This window comes from Pelovirga sp. C15f, from assembly GCF_057178085.1.
Genome location: NZ_JBXUCV010000008.1, coordinates 1 through 17,781 on the forward strand (window position 1 = coordinate 1; position 17,781 = coordinate 17,781).

General features: G+C 46.4%; 10 protein-coding genes and 1 riboswitch. Of the genes, 9 read left to right on the plus strand and 1 reads right to left on the minus strand.

The window, feature by feature from the left end; genetic code table 11:
- The 8 genes from AC1931_RS13865 to AC1931_RS13900 form a co-directional block, all read left to right on the plus strand.
- Window positions 1–284: hypothetical protein (locus AC1931_RS13865; protein ID WP_483877880.1), on the plus strand; the 284-nt coding region annotated here is incomplete at its 5' end.
- A 253-nt stretch (window positions 285–537) separates the two neighbouring features.
- Window positions 538–3,834: an EAL domain-containing protein gene (locus AC1931_RS13870; RefSeq protein WP_483877881.1), complete on the plus strand. Its 3,297-nt coding sequence runs from the start codon at window positions 538–540 to the stop codon at window positions 3,832–3,834.
- Window positions 3,835–3,916: 82 nt separating this feature from the next.
- Window positions 3,917–3,990: riboswitch (cyclic di-GMP riboswitch) on the plus strand.
- Window positions 3,991–4,317: 327 nt separating this feature from the next.
- Entirely contained in the window at window positions 4,318–7,032 is a 2,715-nt protein-coding gene (locus AC1931_RS13875; protein ID WP_483877882.1) for a PAS domain S-box protein, read from the plus strand.
- Window positions 7,029–8,939, plus strand: a complete 1,911-nt coding sequence (locus tag AC1931_RS13880) for an ATP-binding protein (protein WP_483877883.1) — start codon at window positions 7,029–7,031, stop codon at window positions 8,937–8,939. Before AC1931_RS13875 ends, AC1931_RS13880 begins: the two co-directional genes overlap by 4 nt.
- Window positions 8,936–9,358: a response regulator gene (locus AC1931_RS13885; protein ID WP_483877884.1), complete on the plus strand. Its 423-nt coding sequence runs from the start codon at window positions 8,936–8,938 to the stop codon at window positions 9,356–9,358. Before AC1931_RS13880 ends, AC1931_RS13885 begins: the two co-directional genes overlap by 4 nt.
- 801 nt (window positions 9,359–10,159) lie before the next feature.
- Window positions 10,160–10,666, plus strand: a complete 507-nt coding sequence (locus AC1931_RS13890) for a hypothetical protein (RefSeq protein ID WP_483877885.1) — start codon at window positions 10,160–10,162, stop codon at window positions 10,664–10,666.
- A 101-nt stretch (window positions 10,667–10,767) separates the two neighbouring features.
- Complete coding sequence (locus AC1931_RS13895; RefSeq protein ID WP_483877886.1) at window positions 10,768–13,110, plus strand: hypothetical protein; 2,343 nt, start codon at window positions 10,768–10,770, stop codon at window positions 13,108–13,110.
- Window positions 13,107–16,010: a hypothetical protein gene (locus AC1931_RS13900; RefSeq protein ID WP_483877887.1), complete on the plus strand. Its 2,904-nt coding sequence runs from the start codon at window positions 13,107–13,109 to the stop codon at window positions 16,008–16,010. The genes AC1931_RS13895 and AC1931_RS13900 overlap by 4 nt, the downstream gene beginning before the upstream one ends.
- A 99-nt stretch (window positions 16,011–16,109) precedes the next feature.
- Here the strand turns inward: AC1931_RS13900 and AC1931_RS13905 are convergent, their stop codons facing one another.
- A complete protein-coding gene (locus tag AC1931_RS13905; RefSeq protein ID WP_483877888.1) occupies window positions 16,110–16,919 on the minus strand; it encodes a hypothetical protein in 810 nt (269 codons plus the stop codon).
- A gap of 106 nt (window positions 16,920–17,025) precedes the next feature.
- On the opposite strand from AC1931_RS13905, the gene AC1931_RS13910 reads away from it, so the two are divergent.
- Window positions 17,026–17,748 (plus strand): helix-turn-helix domain-containing protein, encoded by a 723-nt coding sequence (locus AC1931_RS13910; RefSeq protein WP_483877889.1) that lies wholly within the window; start codon window positions 17,026–17,028, stop codon window positions 17,746–17,748.
- The last annotated feature ends 33 nt before the right edge of the window (window positions 17,749–17,781 follow it).

Genomic DNA, 17,781 nt, shown 5'->3' on the forward strand with positions numbered 1-17,781 from the left:
GGATCACCCAGATTGACCAGGTCACCCAGCAGAATACCGCCAGTGCTGAAGAGAGTGCCGCCGCCTCCGAAGAGCTTTCCGGCCAGGCCGCCCAGATGCGCGAGATGCTGATGCGCTTTACCCTTAAAGGTGGCAGCAGCGCTCACTCCAACGTACGAGCTATACCGCAGAAGACAACGGCAGCGAAAAACAGCGGCTGGGGCGAGTCACCGGCACAACCACAGAAGAAGATTGCTGCCAAACAACCTATTGCGCTGGATGACGATGAGTTTGGTAAATACTAGTTTTCTGTAGTATCAATAGACACCTTTTCCCCGGGATCTGGACGAACCTGTTCAGATCCCGGCGTCATCGATAGGCAATAACTTATGGGTTGGCCTGGGTTGCTCTGGCGTCCATAGCGACTGCATCAAATCTCATCGAGTAAACTGCTGAATAATATGGAAGAACCATCGGGTTAGCATCTGAAGATAAAGGAGAGGGAATGAGTTTCGAGTTGACTCTGTCAACGGCACGTAACCAGTCAAGCGAGGAATGATGAACCAGCGTAAAACTCGTATCCTGATCGTTGAAGACGAACAATCCCATGCTGATGTGATCAAACGCCATCTGCTGGCTCACAGCGAGTTGGTGAAAGTCTCCATTGCCATCAACTTGCAGCAATGTGCTAAGGAAGTTGAAGCTAACTGCCCAGATCTTCTTCTGCTTGATCTGAATCTGCCTGACGGCAGCGCAATTGATTTCCTCAATAAAAAGCTGGACCAGCGCTCCTACCCGGTTCTGATCATGACCGCGCAAGGCACTGAAGAATTAGCTGTCGCGGCCCTGAAGGCCGGGGCTCTTGACTATATCGTCAAAAGTCCAGAATCTTTTGCCACGATTGCCCGCGTCGTCGAACGCTCCTTGCGTGAGTGGCGAATCAAGCAGGAACACCATAATGCGTTAGTCGCCTTGCAGGAGAGTGAGCTGCGTTTTCGTACCCTGTTGGAGGATGTCAGCTCCGTTGCAGTACAGGGATATCGCGCCGATGGTACGGTATTTTATTGGAATAAGGCATCGGAAGAACTTTACGGCTATTCCAAAGCTGAAGCCCTGGGAAAGAATCTGATTGATCTGATTATCCCGTCTGAAATGACGGATGAGGTACGGCATGCTTTTAAGAGCATGAACATCTCTGCTGACGTACATCCTTCGGGCGAACTGACATTGCTGCACAAAAATGGTGCGCTGGTAGAAGTTTTTGCCAGCCACAGCCTGGTTCTTAGAAATGGCAATGCCCCCGAGCTCTACTCTTTTGATATCGATATCAGTGCTCACAAGCAGATGAAAAACCAGATTCTGGAACAAAAGGCGATGCTGGAAGCGTTACTGCAACATACCGGGATGCCTTTGTTTGTCCTCGATCTTGACCATACGGTCATCGCCTGGAATGTGGCTTGTGAAGAACTGACCGGCATCAAAGGCGCTGATGTCATTGGCACCAGAGATCATTGGAAAGCTTTTTATTGCCATGAACGCCCTTGTCTGGCCGATGCCGTCCTTGACCACTTCGATAAGAACACCATGTCTTCGTTGTATTCTTCTTATACGGAATCTGATTTTGCAGATGGTGGCCTGCAGGCAGAACGCTGGCTAACCGGGGCAAACAATACTCAACGTTATGTCATTTTCAACGCAACCCCGGTTTACAATGAGACCGGTCAGATGATCGCCGTGATTGAAACCCTACAAGACATTACTGAACGCAAACAGGCAGAAGAAGTTCAGCAACAGGCGCACACACGTTTGACTACAGTCATCAACAGTCTGGATGCCGCCGTTTATATTTCTGATATGGAAACGTACGAGATTCTGTTTATCAACGAGCACACCCGCAAAATATTTGGTGATATTGTCGGTAAAAGCTGCTGGTCTTCTTTGCAGAACGGCCTTGATGGTCCCTGTTCATTCTGTACCAATGACAAATTGATTGATGCTCAGGGGCAGCCAACCGGGACCCTTGTCTGGGAGTTCCATAACACTCTCAACAGATGTTGGTATGAATGCCGGGACACCGCAATCCCCTGGGTCGATGGCCGGTTGGTGCGGATGGAGATTGCTACGGATATCAGCAAACGTAAAGAGAACGAACTGCTTCTGCGCAAACTCAGCCAGGCAGTAGAGCAGAGTCCAGCCGCCGTGGTCATTACCGACCTTAACGCTGCGATAGAATACGTCAATCCAAAATTTACTCAAATTACCGGGTACAGCGTTGCTGAACTGATGGGCAAAAATCCGCGGATACTCCAATCAGGACAAATGGATAAAAACGTTTTCCGTCAGCTTTGGAACCACCTGCGGGCTGGTGAAGAGTGGCAGGGGGAGGTGCTGAACAAGCACAAAGATGGGCATCTGTTCTGGGAACGTGCTCAGATTTCACCCTTGCGAGATGATCAGGGACGGATCACTCACTACATTGGAGTCAAAGAAGATATCACCGTTCAAAAACGCTATGAGAGTCAACTTCAATACCAGGCCAATCATGATGCGCTGACGGGTCTAGCCAATCGGGTCTTGCTGATGGATCGGCTTGACCAGGCAATCCGTTACGCCCAGCGGTCCCAGCGCGTTGTGGCGGTGGCCTTGCTAGATCTTGATCGCTTCAAGATGATCAATGATACCCTTGGACATGCCACAGGCGACGCAGTGTTGTGTCAGATTGCCTACCGGCTTGAAAGCGCTGTACGTGAAACCGACACGGTGGCTCGCTTTGGCGGTGATGAATTCATGGTATTACTGACGGAGGTCGCTGTTGCCCAGGATCTGAATCGGGTGATGCAGAAAATATTGGCGATCTTCACGGAACCTTACCAGGTAGAGCAGCGCCAGCTGATGTTGTCCGCTAGTATCGGGATCAGTTCTTGTCCACAGAATGGTCATGATCCCGAGACCTTGATCCGTTACGCTGATATCGCCATGTACAAGTCGAAAAAATCCGGCAGTGCCTTTTCGTTTTACAACGACGAGATGGCCTCCTTTGGTGTTGAAACGCTGGATCTGGAGCATGATCTCCATGGTGCCCTGCAGCGTCAGGAGTTTTGCCTGCATTACCAGCCCAAGGTCGACCTAAAAACCGGTGATATCAGCGGTTGTGAAGCGCTGTTGCGCTGGCAGCATCCGCAGTTGGGAATGGTTTCCCCGGGGCAGTTTATCCCCTTGGCTGAAGAGACCGGACTGATTGTCCCCATCGGCACCTGGGTGCTGGAAGAGGCCTGTCGTCAGAACCTTGTTTGGCAAGCGGCCGGATTGCCACCGATCCAGATTGCTGTCAATCTGTCGGCCCGCCAGTTCCGCCAGGAAGATCTGGCGGCCACCGTCAATGCCATTCTGTGCGAATCAGGACTCGCCCCAGGCTTGCTTGAACTGGAACTGACGGAGAGCATGATCATGGATGATCAGCAAGGAGCCCAAACAGCTTTGGTTGCGCTGAAAAATCTGGGTGTCTCGTTGAGCCTGGATGATTTTGGGACCGGCTATTCGAGCCTGAACTATTTAAGCCGCTTTCCGGTCGATCACCTGAAAATCGATCAGAGCTTTATTCGCGATATCGGCACATCAGATGCTCGCACCGCTGTTGTCTCCAGCATTATTGATATTGCTCACAACCTGCAGCTCACAGCCATCGCGGAAGGAGTCGAAACGACAGAGCAATTGGCGTTTCTGATCGCCAACGATTGCGATGCCATGCAGGGGTATCTATTCAGCAAACCGCTGCCGGCAGATGAATTTGCCCAGCTGTTACAGCAGGGCACCTGTTTACATGACATGGTGCCTGGAGTGTCCGCAGAAAAATAATCCACTTGTTAAAAAAAATGATGATTGAAGGCCCTCAGTCAGAAATTTTTAGGATGTCGTCTGGTAAGATAGTCAAGAATACAACCACAAAGAGCAAACCCCGAGCAATCCGGGGAAGCAAAGCCACGGATCCCCCAGGGACAGCGGGTTGCCGTAGATCCATTCGCGTACAGGTTTTCAATCGACTGTCGACGGGTCTTCGTCAAGCAAATGACAAGGTGACATATTGCCTTACTGTCCCCCGGGGGGATGGTTGTTAAAATGAGCGACGCGGCGGCTTGAAGTCTGTCCTGGCAGGTTTATTCTTGCCCGTCCCACACAGAAGGTAATCATGGAACCTTACTCTTTTCCAGCACATCTCTCTTTCTCCAGCGATCTCTTCTCTAATAGGTTCCGACACCAAAACTTTGTCGCTCTTTTTGGTGACAAATTACAGGAATGGAACACTTTTGCTCTTCATGCTCAAATTGGTGTGAGGGCTTCATGAAGAAACTATTGATAAGACATGCTCTTACCGCAGTGCTTCTGGTGGCGTTGTTGCCGACAGCTCTGTGGGGCAAAGACATCCCTACTATTCGTGTCGCCGCTTTCAACTATTATCCCGCCATCTTCCTCGACACCGATAATCAGGCTCGGGGATTTTATGTCGATATGCTGGACGAGATTGCCTCACGGGAGCAGCTTCGGTTCGAGTATGTGTTCGGCTCATGGAGCGAGGGCTTGGAGCGGTTGCGAACTGGTGATGTCGAGCTGGTTACCAGTGCCGCCTATACCGAAGAGCGCGCCACATACATGGATTTCGGCCAGCAAGTTCTGCTCACCGTCTGGGGGGAACTCTATATCCCTCAGGATGTGTCAACTGTGCCGATCACAGACTTTAAAGATCAACCGATTGCGGTCATGCTGGGGGATCATAATGCCCGCTCTTTCAAGGAGCATCTGGCCAAGTTCGGCATCAGCAGTCAATTTATTGAGTATGCTGATTTTGACGAGGTATTCGCTGCGGTCAAAGATAAACAGGTCAGCGGCGGGGTCGTCAACTCAGTGTTCGGTGATGCTGCTGCGAAACGATATGAGGTGCACTCCAGTGGTATCGCCTTTAATCCCTTCAATATCTACTTTGCTGCCGCCAAGGGAGAGAATGCCGAGCTGCTGAGGTTGCTGGACGATTATCTTTTGGACTGGCGCAAGGACAACGCTTCAGTTTATTACCAGGCCCGCCTGAAATGGGGTGCCGGGCAGGAACCTGAAGAAGTCATTCCTGCCTGGGTAGTCAAGCTGGCGGTCGTGGCAGCGCTGATGTTTCTCGGCGGACTGGTGTTTATTGTGCTCCTCCGCCATCGGGTAAATAAGGCAACCCATGAAGTACAAGAGAGCAACAACATGATTTGCCTGTTGCTCGACTCCACTGCTGAAGGGATTTACGGCCTCGATACTCAGGGTATCTGTACCTTCTGCAATGCTGCCTGCGTTCAGATCCTGGGCTATGACAATGCAGACCAGCTCATCGGTCGTAACATGCACGACCTGATTCACCATTCCCATGTTGACGGAACGATGATACCTGCCGAAGAATGTGATCTGTTAAAAGGCATGAATCGGAAGGTTCATTGTGACAGTGAAATGTTCTGGCGGGCCGATGGCAGCAGTTTCCCTGTCGAGTACTGGTCATATCCGATCCGACAGGATGATAAAGTTATCGGTCTGGTGGTCTCCTTTGTAGATATCACCGAACGCAAGCGGGCCGAAAAAAACTTGTGGGAGAGCGAAGAACGATTCAGAAAGATGTTCCGTAACCATAGCGCCGTAATGCTGTTGATAAAACCAGAAACCGGCGAAATTTTCGATGCAAATCAGGTTGCGGAAAAATTCTATAGGTATTCGCGAGAAGAGTTGCTACGCCTAAATATCAGCCAGATCAATATTCTCTCACCTGATGTTGTAGCTGCGGAAAGGCAGGCCGCTATTGAAGAAAACCGAAATTATTTCATCTTTCCACACCAACTTGCTGATGGTGAAATTAGAACTGTCGAAGTACATTCGAGCCCAATATCGGTGAACAGTACAACTTTACTTTTCTCTATTGTGCATGACATCACCGAGCGCAAGCGCATTGAGCAGGATCTCATTGAACAGAAAAATGCCTATCAAAGTATTCTGTTTGCTTCACATGATGGATTTTTAGCCATCGACACACAGGGACACATATTGGATACCAATCCAGCTTACCTGGCTTTATCCGGTTACGATCGGGATGAGTTGTTGAGCCTGCATATTTCCGATCTTGATGCCAACGAAAATGCTGAAGATGTCGCACGACACATTAACAAGGTAATGGCACAGGGGAGCGATTTATTTGAAAGCGCGCATCAACGTAAAGACGGTTCGGCCTGGTCCACAGAAGTTAGTACGACCTACAGTCCTTTGAATGAGGGTCGTTTTTTCACGTTTCTTCGCGACATCACTGAACGCAAGCAGGCTCAATGGACGCTGGAGCGGAAAAACCATGAACTGGAGCAATTTATCTACAACGTTTCTCACGATTTTAAAAGTCCCCTGATTACCGTCAGAACCTATACAGGCATGTTGCGGCAGGACCTTCTTGGTACTGACCATCAACAGATCACCGAAGACATCAACTATATCGACAAAGCCTCGGATAAAATGCAGCAACTTCTCGATGCCTTGCTGCAATACTCACGCATTGGCAGGATCGATGCCCCGGCACAAACCCAGACCGCCCAAAAGCTCGTGAATGACAGTTTAGACACATTGGCAGGTATTTTACAGGAACATCAAGTCGAGGTATCAACCAGAGAATTGACCCAGCAGTTACATGGAAATCTCATGCATTTCGGGCAGATCTGGCAGAATTTGATCGAAAATGCTGTCAAATATAGGGGCGAACAAGCTCAGCTTCACATCAAGGTCGGAGCAACTCAAGAAGGGCAAGATGTCGTTTTTTATGTCCGGGACAACGGAAGGGGGATTGCGCCAGAGCATAACGAACGGATTTTCAATCTTTTCTCCCAACTCAACGCGGGCAGCGAAGGCAGCGGTCTGGGACTGGCCCTGGTAAAAAAAATTGTGTCCATCTACCAAGGCCGCATCTGGGTAGAATCGGCTGGAGAGGGTACAGGCAGTTGTTTTTATTTCACCCTGCCGGGAGCGGTGAATCGACATGAGGTGATCAAGTGACACAACATCACCATGGAACAACATCTACTCCGGAGCCCACCAACGACAACAAAGCAACATCACCCCTCTACTTTGTTGTTGCTGCCCTGCTCTGGACCCTGACTATCGCTGCCTTGGGTTACTGGCATTATGATCGGGTTGCCGCTGGTTTTCAGGCCACGGCGCTCACCGCGGCGCGAGAAAGTATCGAAAAAGACAAAATCTACCGGCTATGGGCTTCAGAGCAGGGCGGTGTCTATGTCCCGGTAACGCCTCAGACACCTCCTAATCCGTATCTTGCCCATATCCCCGATCGCGATATTGCAACGCCGACAGGAAAACCACTGACCCTGGTGAACCCGGCCTACATGACCCGTCAGGTTCATGAGTTGGCCAGCGAACGTTTCGGCACCCGTGGCAAGATTACCAGCCTTAATCCCTTACGACCGGAAAACCGACCGGATGCCTGGGAAACACTGGCGCTGCAAGAATTTAGTGCTGGAGTCAAAGAATATTCCAGCCTGGAACAGCTGGAGGGTGAAACATTTTTACGCGTCATGTCACCTTTCTATGCTGAAGTCCCCTGTCTACGCTGTCATGCCTCTCAGGGCTATCAGGTGGGTGATCTGGTCGGTGGTATCGCCGTCGCCCTTCCCTGGGAACCCTATAGGCAGGCCCATCAACAAGCCTGGGTCGGCTATGGCTTTGGCTATGGCGGCGTCTGGATCTTGGGACTGATTCTGCTCGAAGGACATCGCCGGCGTTTGCGCCTGTACCTTGAACAACACCGGCAAAGTGAGCAGTGTCAACGCGAATTGCTGGAGCGTCTGCAGAAACTGGCAGCCCATTTGCCGGGTATAATCTATCAGTTTCAACTGAACCCGGATGGCACATCCCGACTACCTTATGTCAGTGACGCCTTGCCTGCCATTTATGGCGTCCATCCCGAAGATGTCAAAGCCGATGCTGCGGCAATTTTTGCAGCCGTCCATCCGCAGGATCACGCTGAGTTTATCACATCGATCCAGCAGTCAGCCGACACTCTGGATGTCTGGAAAAATCAACACCGGGTGCTGCATCCATCAGGAAACGTCATCTGGGTAGAGGGGCACTCATCCCCGGAACGACTACCTGACGGCAGCACCATGTGGCATGGTTTTGCCCAGGACATCAGTATCCGCAAACAAGCGCAAGATCTCTTGGAGCAACAGAAAACCCAGTTAGAGCAACGCAACAGAGCCCTGAGGCAGTTCAACTATGCCGTTTCTCATGAGCTGAAGACACCCCTGGTCAGCATCGAATCCTCTTTGGGACTGATTCAGAGTTCCTTGCCGCAAACTACGGATCCCGAGCTAACCCGAGTGTTCGGTTATGCCCGTACTGCCACCCGGCAGATGAATAATCTGCTCGAAAGTCTGCTACTGATGTTCCGTATTGATTCAACAAATCGTGGCACAGAGGCAACGGCATTGCGCGGACTAGTAGAGGATGCCATCGACCAACTGACCAGGCAAAGCAAGCTAGAGGGGATCAAGGTGACCATTGCCGAAGAGGGACCAGATTTATGCGGCGACCGGGACACGCTGGTACAGATCTGGCTGCACCTGATCGGCAACGCCGCCAAATACATGGGAGACCAGAAAGACCCGGCAATAGAGATCGGGACTGAGAAAATCGATCAGGGAATTCAATTTTTCGTTCGCGACAATGGGATAGGCATTGAGAAGGCGTATCAGGGTAAAATATTCGGTTTGTTCGATCGGCTTGACAAAAGCACCGAAGGCACGGGCTTGGGACTGACCCTGGTAAAACGGATTGTTGAGTATTATGGCGGCACCATCCGGGTTGAATCGGCTGGAGAGGGTCAGGGAAGCTGCTTCTACTTTACCCTGCCGGATGTTCTTGTCCTTAAGGACACGACAATATGACAAACGAAAAAACCAGGGTCATCTTGCATGCAGAAGACGAGCCTGCTCATGCGGCTATTGTTCGGATAGCACTTCAGCGCCACGTTGATGATGTGCACCTCCAACAGGTCGAGGATGGCAGGGCAGCCCTGGACTATCTCTATCGTCGCGGACCTTACGAAGACCCATCCGTATTTCCCAGACCAAACCTGATTCTCCTGGATTTGCGTATGCCTCATGTCAGTGGGCTTGAAGTTCTCGCCATGATCAAGAAGGACCCGGAGCTTCAAACGATCCCCGTGGTGGTACTGACAACCTCCGATATCGAAGAGGACCGCTTAGAAGCACGCGCCTGCGGTGTTGATGGATATGTGACCAAGCCGGTGGATTTTGACAAGTTTGTTTCTATGATCGATAAATTGTGTGTCACTTGGCTTTAGTATTCAGCTGACACTTACTGAGTGAACCGTTGCCTAACGACGCAGGTAATTATGTCTGTCTCGTAAATCACCATATACCCGACATTTATAACCCCAGCCTGATTTCAGTAGGTTGGACTTTCTCGATATTTGTTTTACCATCGAGTCCTATATCACCTATGACTTATCATACATAAACCAGATGGCCTTTGGGGATGACAATGGTAGGTGGGGGAGAGGCTTGAAGGAACAGATGGATGTAGCGGCAGTGCTGTGGTTTTAACGCTCAAAACTGAGCGGTTCTGGCAAATAAAGAGGGGGAGCAAGAGTGGCAAAATTTTCTTTGGCAAAGGTCAAACAGGCTCAATTTTTTATATTATTTTTCTCAAATAGTGCGTTGGCATGTTTTTTTATTTTATAAGTCACTGGAAATACATTGTCACAGTGACGAATCTGAGGCAAAGGTCATTTTGACCCTGACCGTTACCCTCGGCAAATCAGTGATTTTCCCGAGGGTAACGGTCATTTCGTCACAACGACTGTCACAGAATCGTCACAAGAACGTCACAGACACAAAAAAAGGGTCAGCGAAATCCGCTAACCCATTGATATTATTGGCGCGCCCGAGAGGATTCGAACCTCTGTGCCTCCGGAGGGAATCAGCCTAACACAACATGCTAATCAAAAAAATGCTTAAATAATGTGTGTTTATACGTTTTATAAAATATATATTTTTATTTTTATGTAATATAGATTCATTTTAAATAAGACTATATATTTAAAATACTTTACATTGAAATGATATTAACCTAAGATTTATCCATGCTCAGAAGCCTTGCTTGGACAGAAGAATATATCAAAAACATCTCCCTCCCCCCGGCAGATCTGCTACCAGAAAAGGGGCCAAATTATCTTTGCGTTCTCTCACAAGTAGGCAAAGAAGAGCTCCACAACCTCACACCCGAAAGCGCGCAGATAATTGCTCGGCTGCACCCCATCATCGTCTGGTCAGAGAAGAAACATTGCATTTGCGGCCGCCGAACGTTCCATATAATAGCGAACCGCATCCCAGATAATGAAACAGTCCCTATTGGCATTCTGCCCAAGAATACAAACAAGGAAGAATTAAAGCAGCTTATCTATGCAGATGTCTTTTTAGGGATGCTTGCTTTTGCAGTTAAAGACCCGGCGTCCAGCCTTTTTCAGTACAGTCGACTAACCACCAAGAAAATAAGAAAAAACCTTTCTCCCGCACTGGCAGGCTCTGTCGATACTTGCTCCAAATTTTTAGGAGCCACTCCACCCACCCTTTACAAAAAAACAACATGACACCTCTCCGCACATCAACGAACGAAATAAGAATATATTTCAAAAAATTCGCGAGAGAATACTGCAGAGTTGCAGATAAAGATGTTGAAGAGATTTTTGACATGATCATGGCACCGCCTGATTTGCAAAGGCTCTTTCTCGTATTGAAAAATGTCCCATCTATCTTTCCCCTAGCTAAAAGAGTTTTCGAGGAAGCAGACGGTCCACAGATCATTTCGCCCAAACTGGAATCAGCCATTGCCACTACAAATAAATTGCTTGAGCAGTATGACCGGTTCAAAAACAATCTAATCTTGGACTCCCTCATTCCAATTGAGGGAGAGGAGATCGAAAAGCAACTCTACTCTAAGCTGGAGAGCCATCCCCTTTATTGCTGCCTTGCTATCTCACCACCTGACACATACGACCACGACCAAATCCAAAAACAGGACACCTTCCTAGCCCAGATATTTGTGGCCACGCATAAACTGCCTGACGACTTCAGAGACAACATAACCAGACTAAAAAACAACTTCCTTGCAGTAAGAACCCTCTGTAAGGCATCACACACAAAGCTCATCTCATTACTTCCTAATGTCGCGACATCCCCCCAAGTCTATTTTGAAACTCTTCAACTATACGACGATCACAAATTACTGAGCGAGACAGGAAGAATACTTAAGCTCTCCCTTCGTCTATCAAAGGGTACACCACAAAAAGCAAAACCATTGAAACCCAAATTACCCCTAAACGAGGGAGACACTGAGCTCAGTCTTTCCAGAGTGTGGACCGGAGACAGCAAGATCAGTTCCCCCCTTCTAACCCCTGAAGAGGAAGAGAACTACATCACCCATGGAGGATCAGAAAAAGAGCTTACGAGCGGGTGGGACCAAATTCCTGTCCCATGTCCCGACAACAGACGCTATTCTCACATCACGAGAAGAGACCTGGCAATTCAGGCAAGACATCGCAGCAACCATCTCGCTCACTCCAATCAACTCAGCCCAATTTCCTGGGATGAACTGAATCAATTTGACATCAGTATCTTGATAAAACTTATCTGTGGAGATGAAAAAACAGAAATCCCGGCGGTACATAAAATCGTGCTTGGAGCCATGTTTTTGGCGGGCATATCCGTAGAAAGAGCCGCACGCCTCTACGTCTTGCAAAAAGAGGCGCTAGCCCACAACTCCCCTGAAGGGATTTACTGGCCAAGCGACCAAACACCTTTCATCAGGCTAAGGTCGCCCGGCCCAAACCTTAGCCCAAAAAGCCGCCTCATAACTTCCAAACTGGCGCACAAAGTGATCTACTTCAGCCACATCCCGCTAACTCATATTTTTTGCTATGCTGTAGAGAATAGTATCTCCGAACTGCTTAATTCAAAAATCCCACTCACACTCATTGAACCCTCTCAAGTTGAGCAAACCGTTACTGAACTCAAAAAAATCTTCAGCAACTTAAATTCTCAATACGGCTCTAGGCTCAGCCTCTCAAGAATTCAAAGCTATTTCGTTAATGCTCTTTCCAGGGAACCCCAGGAGGACATTCCTTCCTCTATGCTTTTTTTCGGGCAGCCACCAGAACGATTTATTGCCCGCATGCATTACACCTGCGCGCCACTCCAACGAATGGAGCGCAGCTATCGCAATCTTATTGTCTTAACATTTAGTGAAGTTTTGCGAACAGCAACCTTTCGAAATCCAGACCCGGTGAATCCTGATGCCAGACTTGGCACCCCATACTGCCCTAAAACGGATGCTGTGCAAAATCTTATCAAAAGTCTGCGCACCGCTCTGAAACAAGCCAGACCTCAAGGCATTAGGACATTCAAAAAGGTTAAGAATTTTCATAACCACTACGCAATTTACACATCATGCCTAATTGCCTTCTCGACGAGCTTTCGAGCCATCCATGATCCATCTTTTGACGAAGATGAAATTGATTTCAAGAGCGGCTTAGGAATTATCAGTGACAAAGACGACAAAACCCACTACCACTCACGCATGGTTACTATTCCTACTGTCTGCCAAAAACAAATCAGCAATTACAGGAAACACTTGAACTACCTCTACGATTTTTTTTCGGAAGAAAGTCCTGCAATCTTCAACCTGTTCAAAAACTACTGCTCGCCAGGATCCCCCTTAAACCTGTTCTACCTTACGAATGATGATGAAAAAATTGTCTTACTAAAACCGGCAATCCTAAGTCCCTACTTAGCAGGTATTCATAAATACGATCTTCCGGTAAATGCAAATCGACACTATATAAAAAATGAATTACAGGATCGCGGGTGCTCTCCAGAACTTTACGAGGCCCAACTCGGTCATTGGGAAACAGGGCAAGAACCATGGAATCGATTTTCCAACCTTGACCCAATCGTCTTTTCCGAGCAAATGCAGAGCCACTTGGACGCTATTCTCGAGCGAGATGGTTGGCTACCCATAGAAGGGCTATTGCCATGATAGAACCTGCATACATTTGGGTAGCAGCAGCAAGCAACAAACACTCTCCCTCTGAAGACATATTTAATTCAACCGAAAAAATTGCCCTTAACTTTCTTAAAGAGCATTTTCCAGATCTCTATACAGGGGCCAAAGGGAGCAGCTATTACACCAACGACATACTGGCTTTGTCACAACACCTCAGCACCAAGTTAAAATCAAAACAAAAAGCTGAGTGTTTTAATTTTCTGGCACGCGGTTTTGAGGCAGGAAACAGAGAACTTCTCTGGGATGTTCCACTTGCCCCTGTCTACATCACCGTCAAACATGAAAAGACCTACTCAACACGTAATAAATTTATCCACCTACAAAATGCTAAGGCAATAGTCAACGCCATCTCGGAAGACATCAAAGCTGGCTTACCAAAAAACAAGGATGAACGGTTTGGCCAGATCCTGGTCACTGCGATCATGTTCGGAGGGCTTATTAACAGAAAATGGATTCAGCCGTTCTGGAGCAGTTTATTAAATTGCGACTACTACCAAGCGAACAACATCTTTTGGATAGAAATGAGTCTTTCCCATGACACAGAAAACCAGAAAAACAACGTGCTCCATCATCGACTAGTCCCTGACCCCTTGACTCGCCTATTGATTTATCGGCTACCTCAATCCCTTCAAGATATCGCCCTAAAGAAAAACCAAACGGCCTGGACTTGTGCAGCAACCTATTTTCAACGACTTGATCTGTCCCGTAGATTTCGGCCACCGTCTCTAAACAACCTGCTAGACATTGCTCTGGCTCGCTACATTACACTAATGCCCCACGATATCGTCGGGTTCGCCTGCGGGGATCTCCCTGCGACATCGCTCCCGCTGGAAAGCTGGTTGCGCTGCCTGACAGGCAAAGCGATACCTGTTGAAAAACCAATCATGACCGATGAAGAGCAAAAACCTATCAGTGTGCGGAGAATTTACAATAACGAAAAATGCAAGACGGCCATACAGCTGGAGCTCATGGCAGAGCTCCTTAAAGATCTTCGCAAACCAAAAAAAGGAAAAATTTCAAAACGCAAGGGCTCATCAATTTTAAGCACTTTCCGACAAAAGTATGGGCACGAACTAAGCCCAACCTTCCAGCTGCTGATTTTCTGGGCCGAACGATTTCTTGAGAAAAGAATAACGCAAGTTGAAAGGCGCAATATCAACGCCATAAAAGTTTCGAGCATTCACCGTTATTTAACCGGCATTGGGGCGGACCTCCTTGCTGCCGCCAAAAATCAAAACCCGATCATGATCGACCCCGGTGATTTAGAACTAATCTACGAAGAAACTGCCCAGCGCAAGCCATCAGAAGTCTTGAAAATTAGGCAGTTTCATAGCTTTCTGACCGGTTACTACAGCCTTCCACCACTGGAATGGTCTGAGATGCTTAACACTGGTAGCGGTGCGATAACATGTGTCAGTTCGAACCTCATAGATGAACAAATTTACACGATGCTTTTAGAGTCGCATGGATGGGAAAAAACACATGGGAGGTGGGAAAAACTGCGCATCATAGCAATCATTCTGATGTTCAGATGCGGACTAAGACCCTCTGAGATAAGGGGAATCCGCCTCATGGACATCCAAGGTGTCACATCATACGAAATACTTATTCGCAACACCGCTCTTAGCGACACTAAATCAAAAAAAGGAGTTCGCAGGATTCCGATCTCCGGCCTATTGACCGAAGAAGAACTAACCTATTTATTAGCCTTTGCAAAAGAACGTAAAACAGAGGATCAACTCTTTGGCGATGGTCTATTTTTAGCTCATCCATCCCAAAAAAAAGGCTTGTTGCCAGAGGACAAACTCTACAACCCCGTCAGAAAAGCGTTAAAGAAAATCACCTTTGATGAAACGATAGTTCTTTACCATCTCAGACATTCCTTCCTGAGCTGGTTAAGCCTTCAGGCCCAAGCGCTAGATAAACCATATTTTTGGCCAGTGATCGAAACCCTCGCTAGCCCATGCGTAAAGATTGGTCCCCTGCTAGATAAAATCAGGAAAAATGAGAAATGGAACAGAAAAAACAATTTCATTTTTTCCGCTCTCATGGGTCATGCATCACCACATACATCAAGTCAACACTATAACCACTTCCTCGACCTTACTCTCGGGCTTCACCTACAAAAGAACCAAAACTGTATAGATATGAACCACCAATCACTTGTTAATCTGACCGGGAGTGACAGGTCGACAGCCTTTAAATATCTTGACAAAGGCAACCTCCACCCACTTCAGGTGGCCTTAAAAGCAATTGAGGGGAGATTTTCTAAGCAACTAAGACACCCGTTAGAAAAAGACTCAAAGCAAACTAAAGCCCTAGAATACAAAGTCGAAGAGAACTCACTCCCCCCCTGGGATGAGGCCATCTTTTTGGTACTGAAATATAATTCTGATCGCTCACCCATAGCTCAAAAAGATCTTGAAATGGCAGCTCATGTCTATGAGAAGACAAGAGACTTCGATGGTCGGAAAATAAAAACTGCCAAAAATGGAGTCAATCAAGCAATTAAGAATTTCAATACAAGGTGGGGCGGCATAACATTTGGAAATTATGTTGAAGCTCAAAAATTCATAAAGTTTATAGAGAATTGCAAGATTTCCAAGGAGAACTTGCTAATAGTTCACCATCCACAATACGGACAAAATAAAAAGCAGAGCTGCCTTGAAATGCAAAAGTGGTCAAAGTCGTTAAAAGTAAATATAAAGAATTTTCTATCTGGTGAATTTTCAGACGACCAAGTACTAAAGCTAAAAGGACAAATAACGCTCAAGGTTTTAAACGTTTCCGTAAAGCCAAAAAATAAAAGGGGCCAGAAAATGAGCCGGGGTTTCCAGATTGTAATCAAAGCATTGAATGATTTATGGAGTTGAACTAATTAATACATAAGGATTGATTGCAGTAAAAATATTGCATTTATTATTTTTTTGATTTTACTTAAATTTATATTACTATTCAAAATAACAACATATCTAAAAGTATACTTTTTCTACAATAAGGGTTTTCCCTGCATTATAGTTTTCCTCAACCATTTCCAGATCAACTTTAAAGGCTGTATTTTTTGAAATTTTTATTTCATCATTTTCATATTTTTTCATAAATTCCTCATCAATGATTTTTGCATTATAATTAGTACCCATAAAGTAGACTGTAATCATAGTCCTTAGATTTCTTGCATTCATTCTTCCCAACAATATACGTCCATCAACTTTATTATCAGGGTGGTTGGATGGCGGGCAAAGAACATCCGGATCTATCTTATTGACTGAGTCAAATTTGAACTCATTATTTTCGTTTATATAAATGAGAGGATATTTTTCTTTAATTATAAATTTCCTTGCGGTAATCTTTTTCAAAAAAAGTGCAAGTTTCCTTTCATCTATAACTCTTAATATTTGAATAAAATCACTTTGCTTAGAATGATTAAATTCAATAAGATTTTCAGAAAGCGAACTAATCAAATTCGAGAAGCACTTCATTTCACCATTGATGAAATTAAATATAAGCATTCTTCCGCATAAAATATAGTTTTTAGTACTGCAACTTATTTCTTCGTCAATGCTTTCTTCAAATAAAAATTTACTTTTAATAAACAGAGGAAGAGAAATTTCTTTTTTTGGAAAATTTTTGTTACTTATCTTATCTGTTGCTAAACTAATCAAATATTCATCGACACTTTCAACAGTACTAGATAATAAATCTAAACTTTTTAAAATCTCACTAACCGATAGTCCGCTCAACCCAGAAAGAGTTGCATTCCAATTAACAAAGCTCTCGTTCATATTGCCTCCTGGATGCCTATTGAAATGCCTGGCTAAGGCGGATATAATTGTGTATAGCAGAATCTCAAATACACGTCAATACACAAAAAAATACAGCTGAGGTGATATGACAGAAAATCTTAAAATTCTAGGAAAAATCATTAAAGACTCACGAGAGGGAGCCAATATGAGCCAGCAAGACCTGGCTCATGTCATGGGGATCAAGGCTAAACATTTAAGTCAAATTGAAAATGGCCGAGCTAAGCCCTCAGAATCTCTTATTAGGTTCTTCAGCATGATTTTCGGGCACAACCCTGAAGAATTGGTAAAGATACTGCTGGAAAAGCCAACAAAGAAATTCGACTACCAGAAGGCTTATAAAATTACAGGTTCATTGATTGCAGGCTTAGGACTCGCTGGGCCGGCATTTCCCGTAGTCACTACTGCCGCGCTAGCCGGAGTTGCTACTGCGACCGTTGTATTGAGGATGCGCGAAGCCCTGGGGGCTCGGTCAGATAAGGAGTTGGGTGAAAAATATTTAGGCGTAAACTCAAATACAATTTCCAATTGGAAATCGAGAAACCATATCCCACGTAAATACTTAGAAGAAGTGGCAGAAAGAACGGGAAAATCAATCGAATGGTTTTACGATTCCCACTCTAATTTCAATTTCGACATTTCAGCAGAATTGATTAAATCTTTTGAACAAAAGCTTGAGTTTGCTAATGTAAAACCTTCGCTCGAAGCCAAAGCCAAAACCATTAGCTTTTTATTAAAATCGTCATTCGCCCGGGGAAAACTTGATCTAAAAGAGATTGATCAAGCTATAGAATTACTAGCCTGCGCCTAGCAGTCTGTCGGACTTTTCGTCCAGAAAATGTTA

Excerpts from the sequence above, each read along its gene's own strand:
- AC1931_RS13890 (WP_483877885.1), top strand. The coding sequence starts at position 10,160 with ATGCTCAGAAGCCTTGCTTGGACAGAAGAATATATCAAAAACATCTCC.
- AC1931_RS13900 (WP_483877887.1), top strand. The coding sequence starts at position 13,107 with ATGATAGAACCTGCATACATTTGGGTAGCAGCAGCAAGCAACAAACAC.
- AC1931_RS13905 (WP_483877888.1), bottom strand. The coding sequence starts at position 16,919 with ATGAACGAGAGCTTTGTTAATTGGAATGCAACTCTTTCTGGGTTGAGC.
- AC1931_RS13885 (WP_483877884.1), top strand. The coding sequence starts at position 8,936 with ATGACAAACGAAAAAACCAGGGTCATCTTGCATGCAGAAGACGAGCCT.
- AC1931_RS13910 (WP_483877889.1), top strand. The coding sequence starts at position 17,026 with ATGACAGAAAATCTTAAAATTCTAGGAAAAATCATTAAAGACTCACGA.
- AC1931_RS13895 (WP_483877886.1), top strand. The coding sequence starts at position 10,768 with ATGATCATGGCACCGCCTGATTTGCAAAGGCTCTTTCTCGTATTGAAA.
- AC1931_RS13875 (WP_483877882.1), top strand. The coding sequence starts at position 4,318 with ATGAAGAAACTATTGATAAGACATGCTCTTACCGCAGTGCTTCTGGTG.
- AC1931_RS13870 (WP_483877881.1), top strand. The coding sequence starts at position 538 with ATGAACCAGCGTAAAACTCGTATCCTGATCGTTGAAGACGAACAATCC.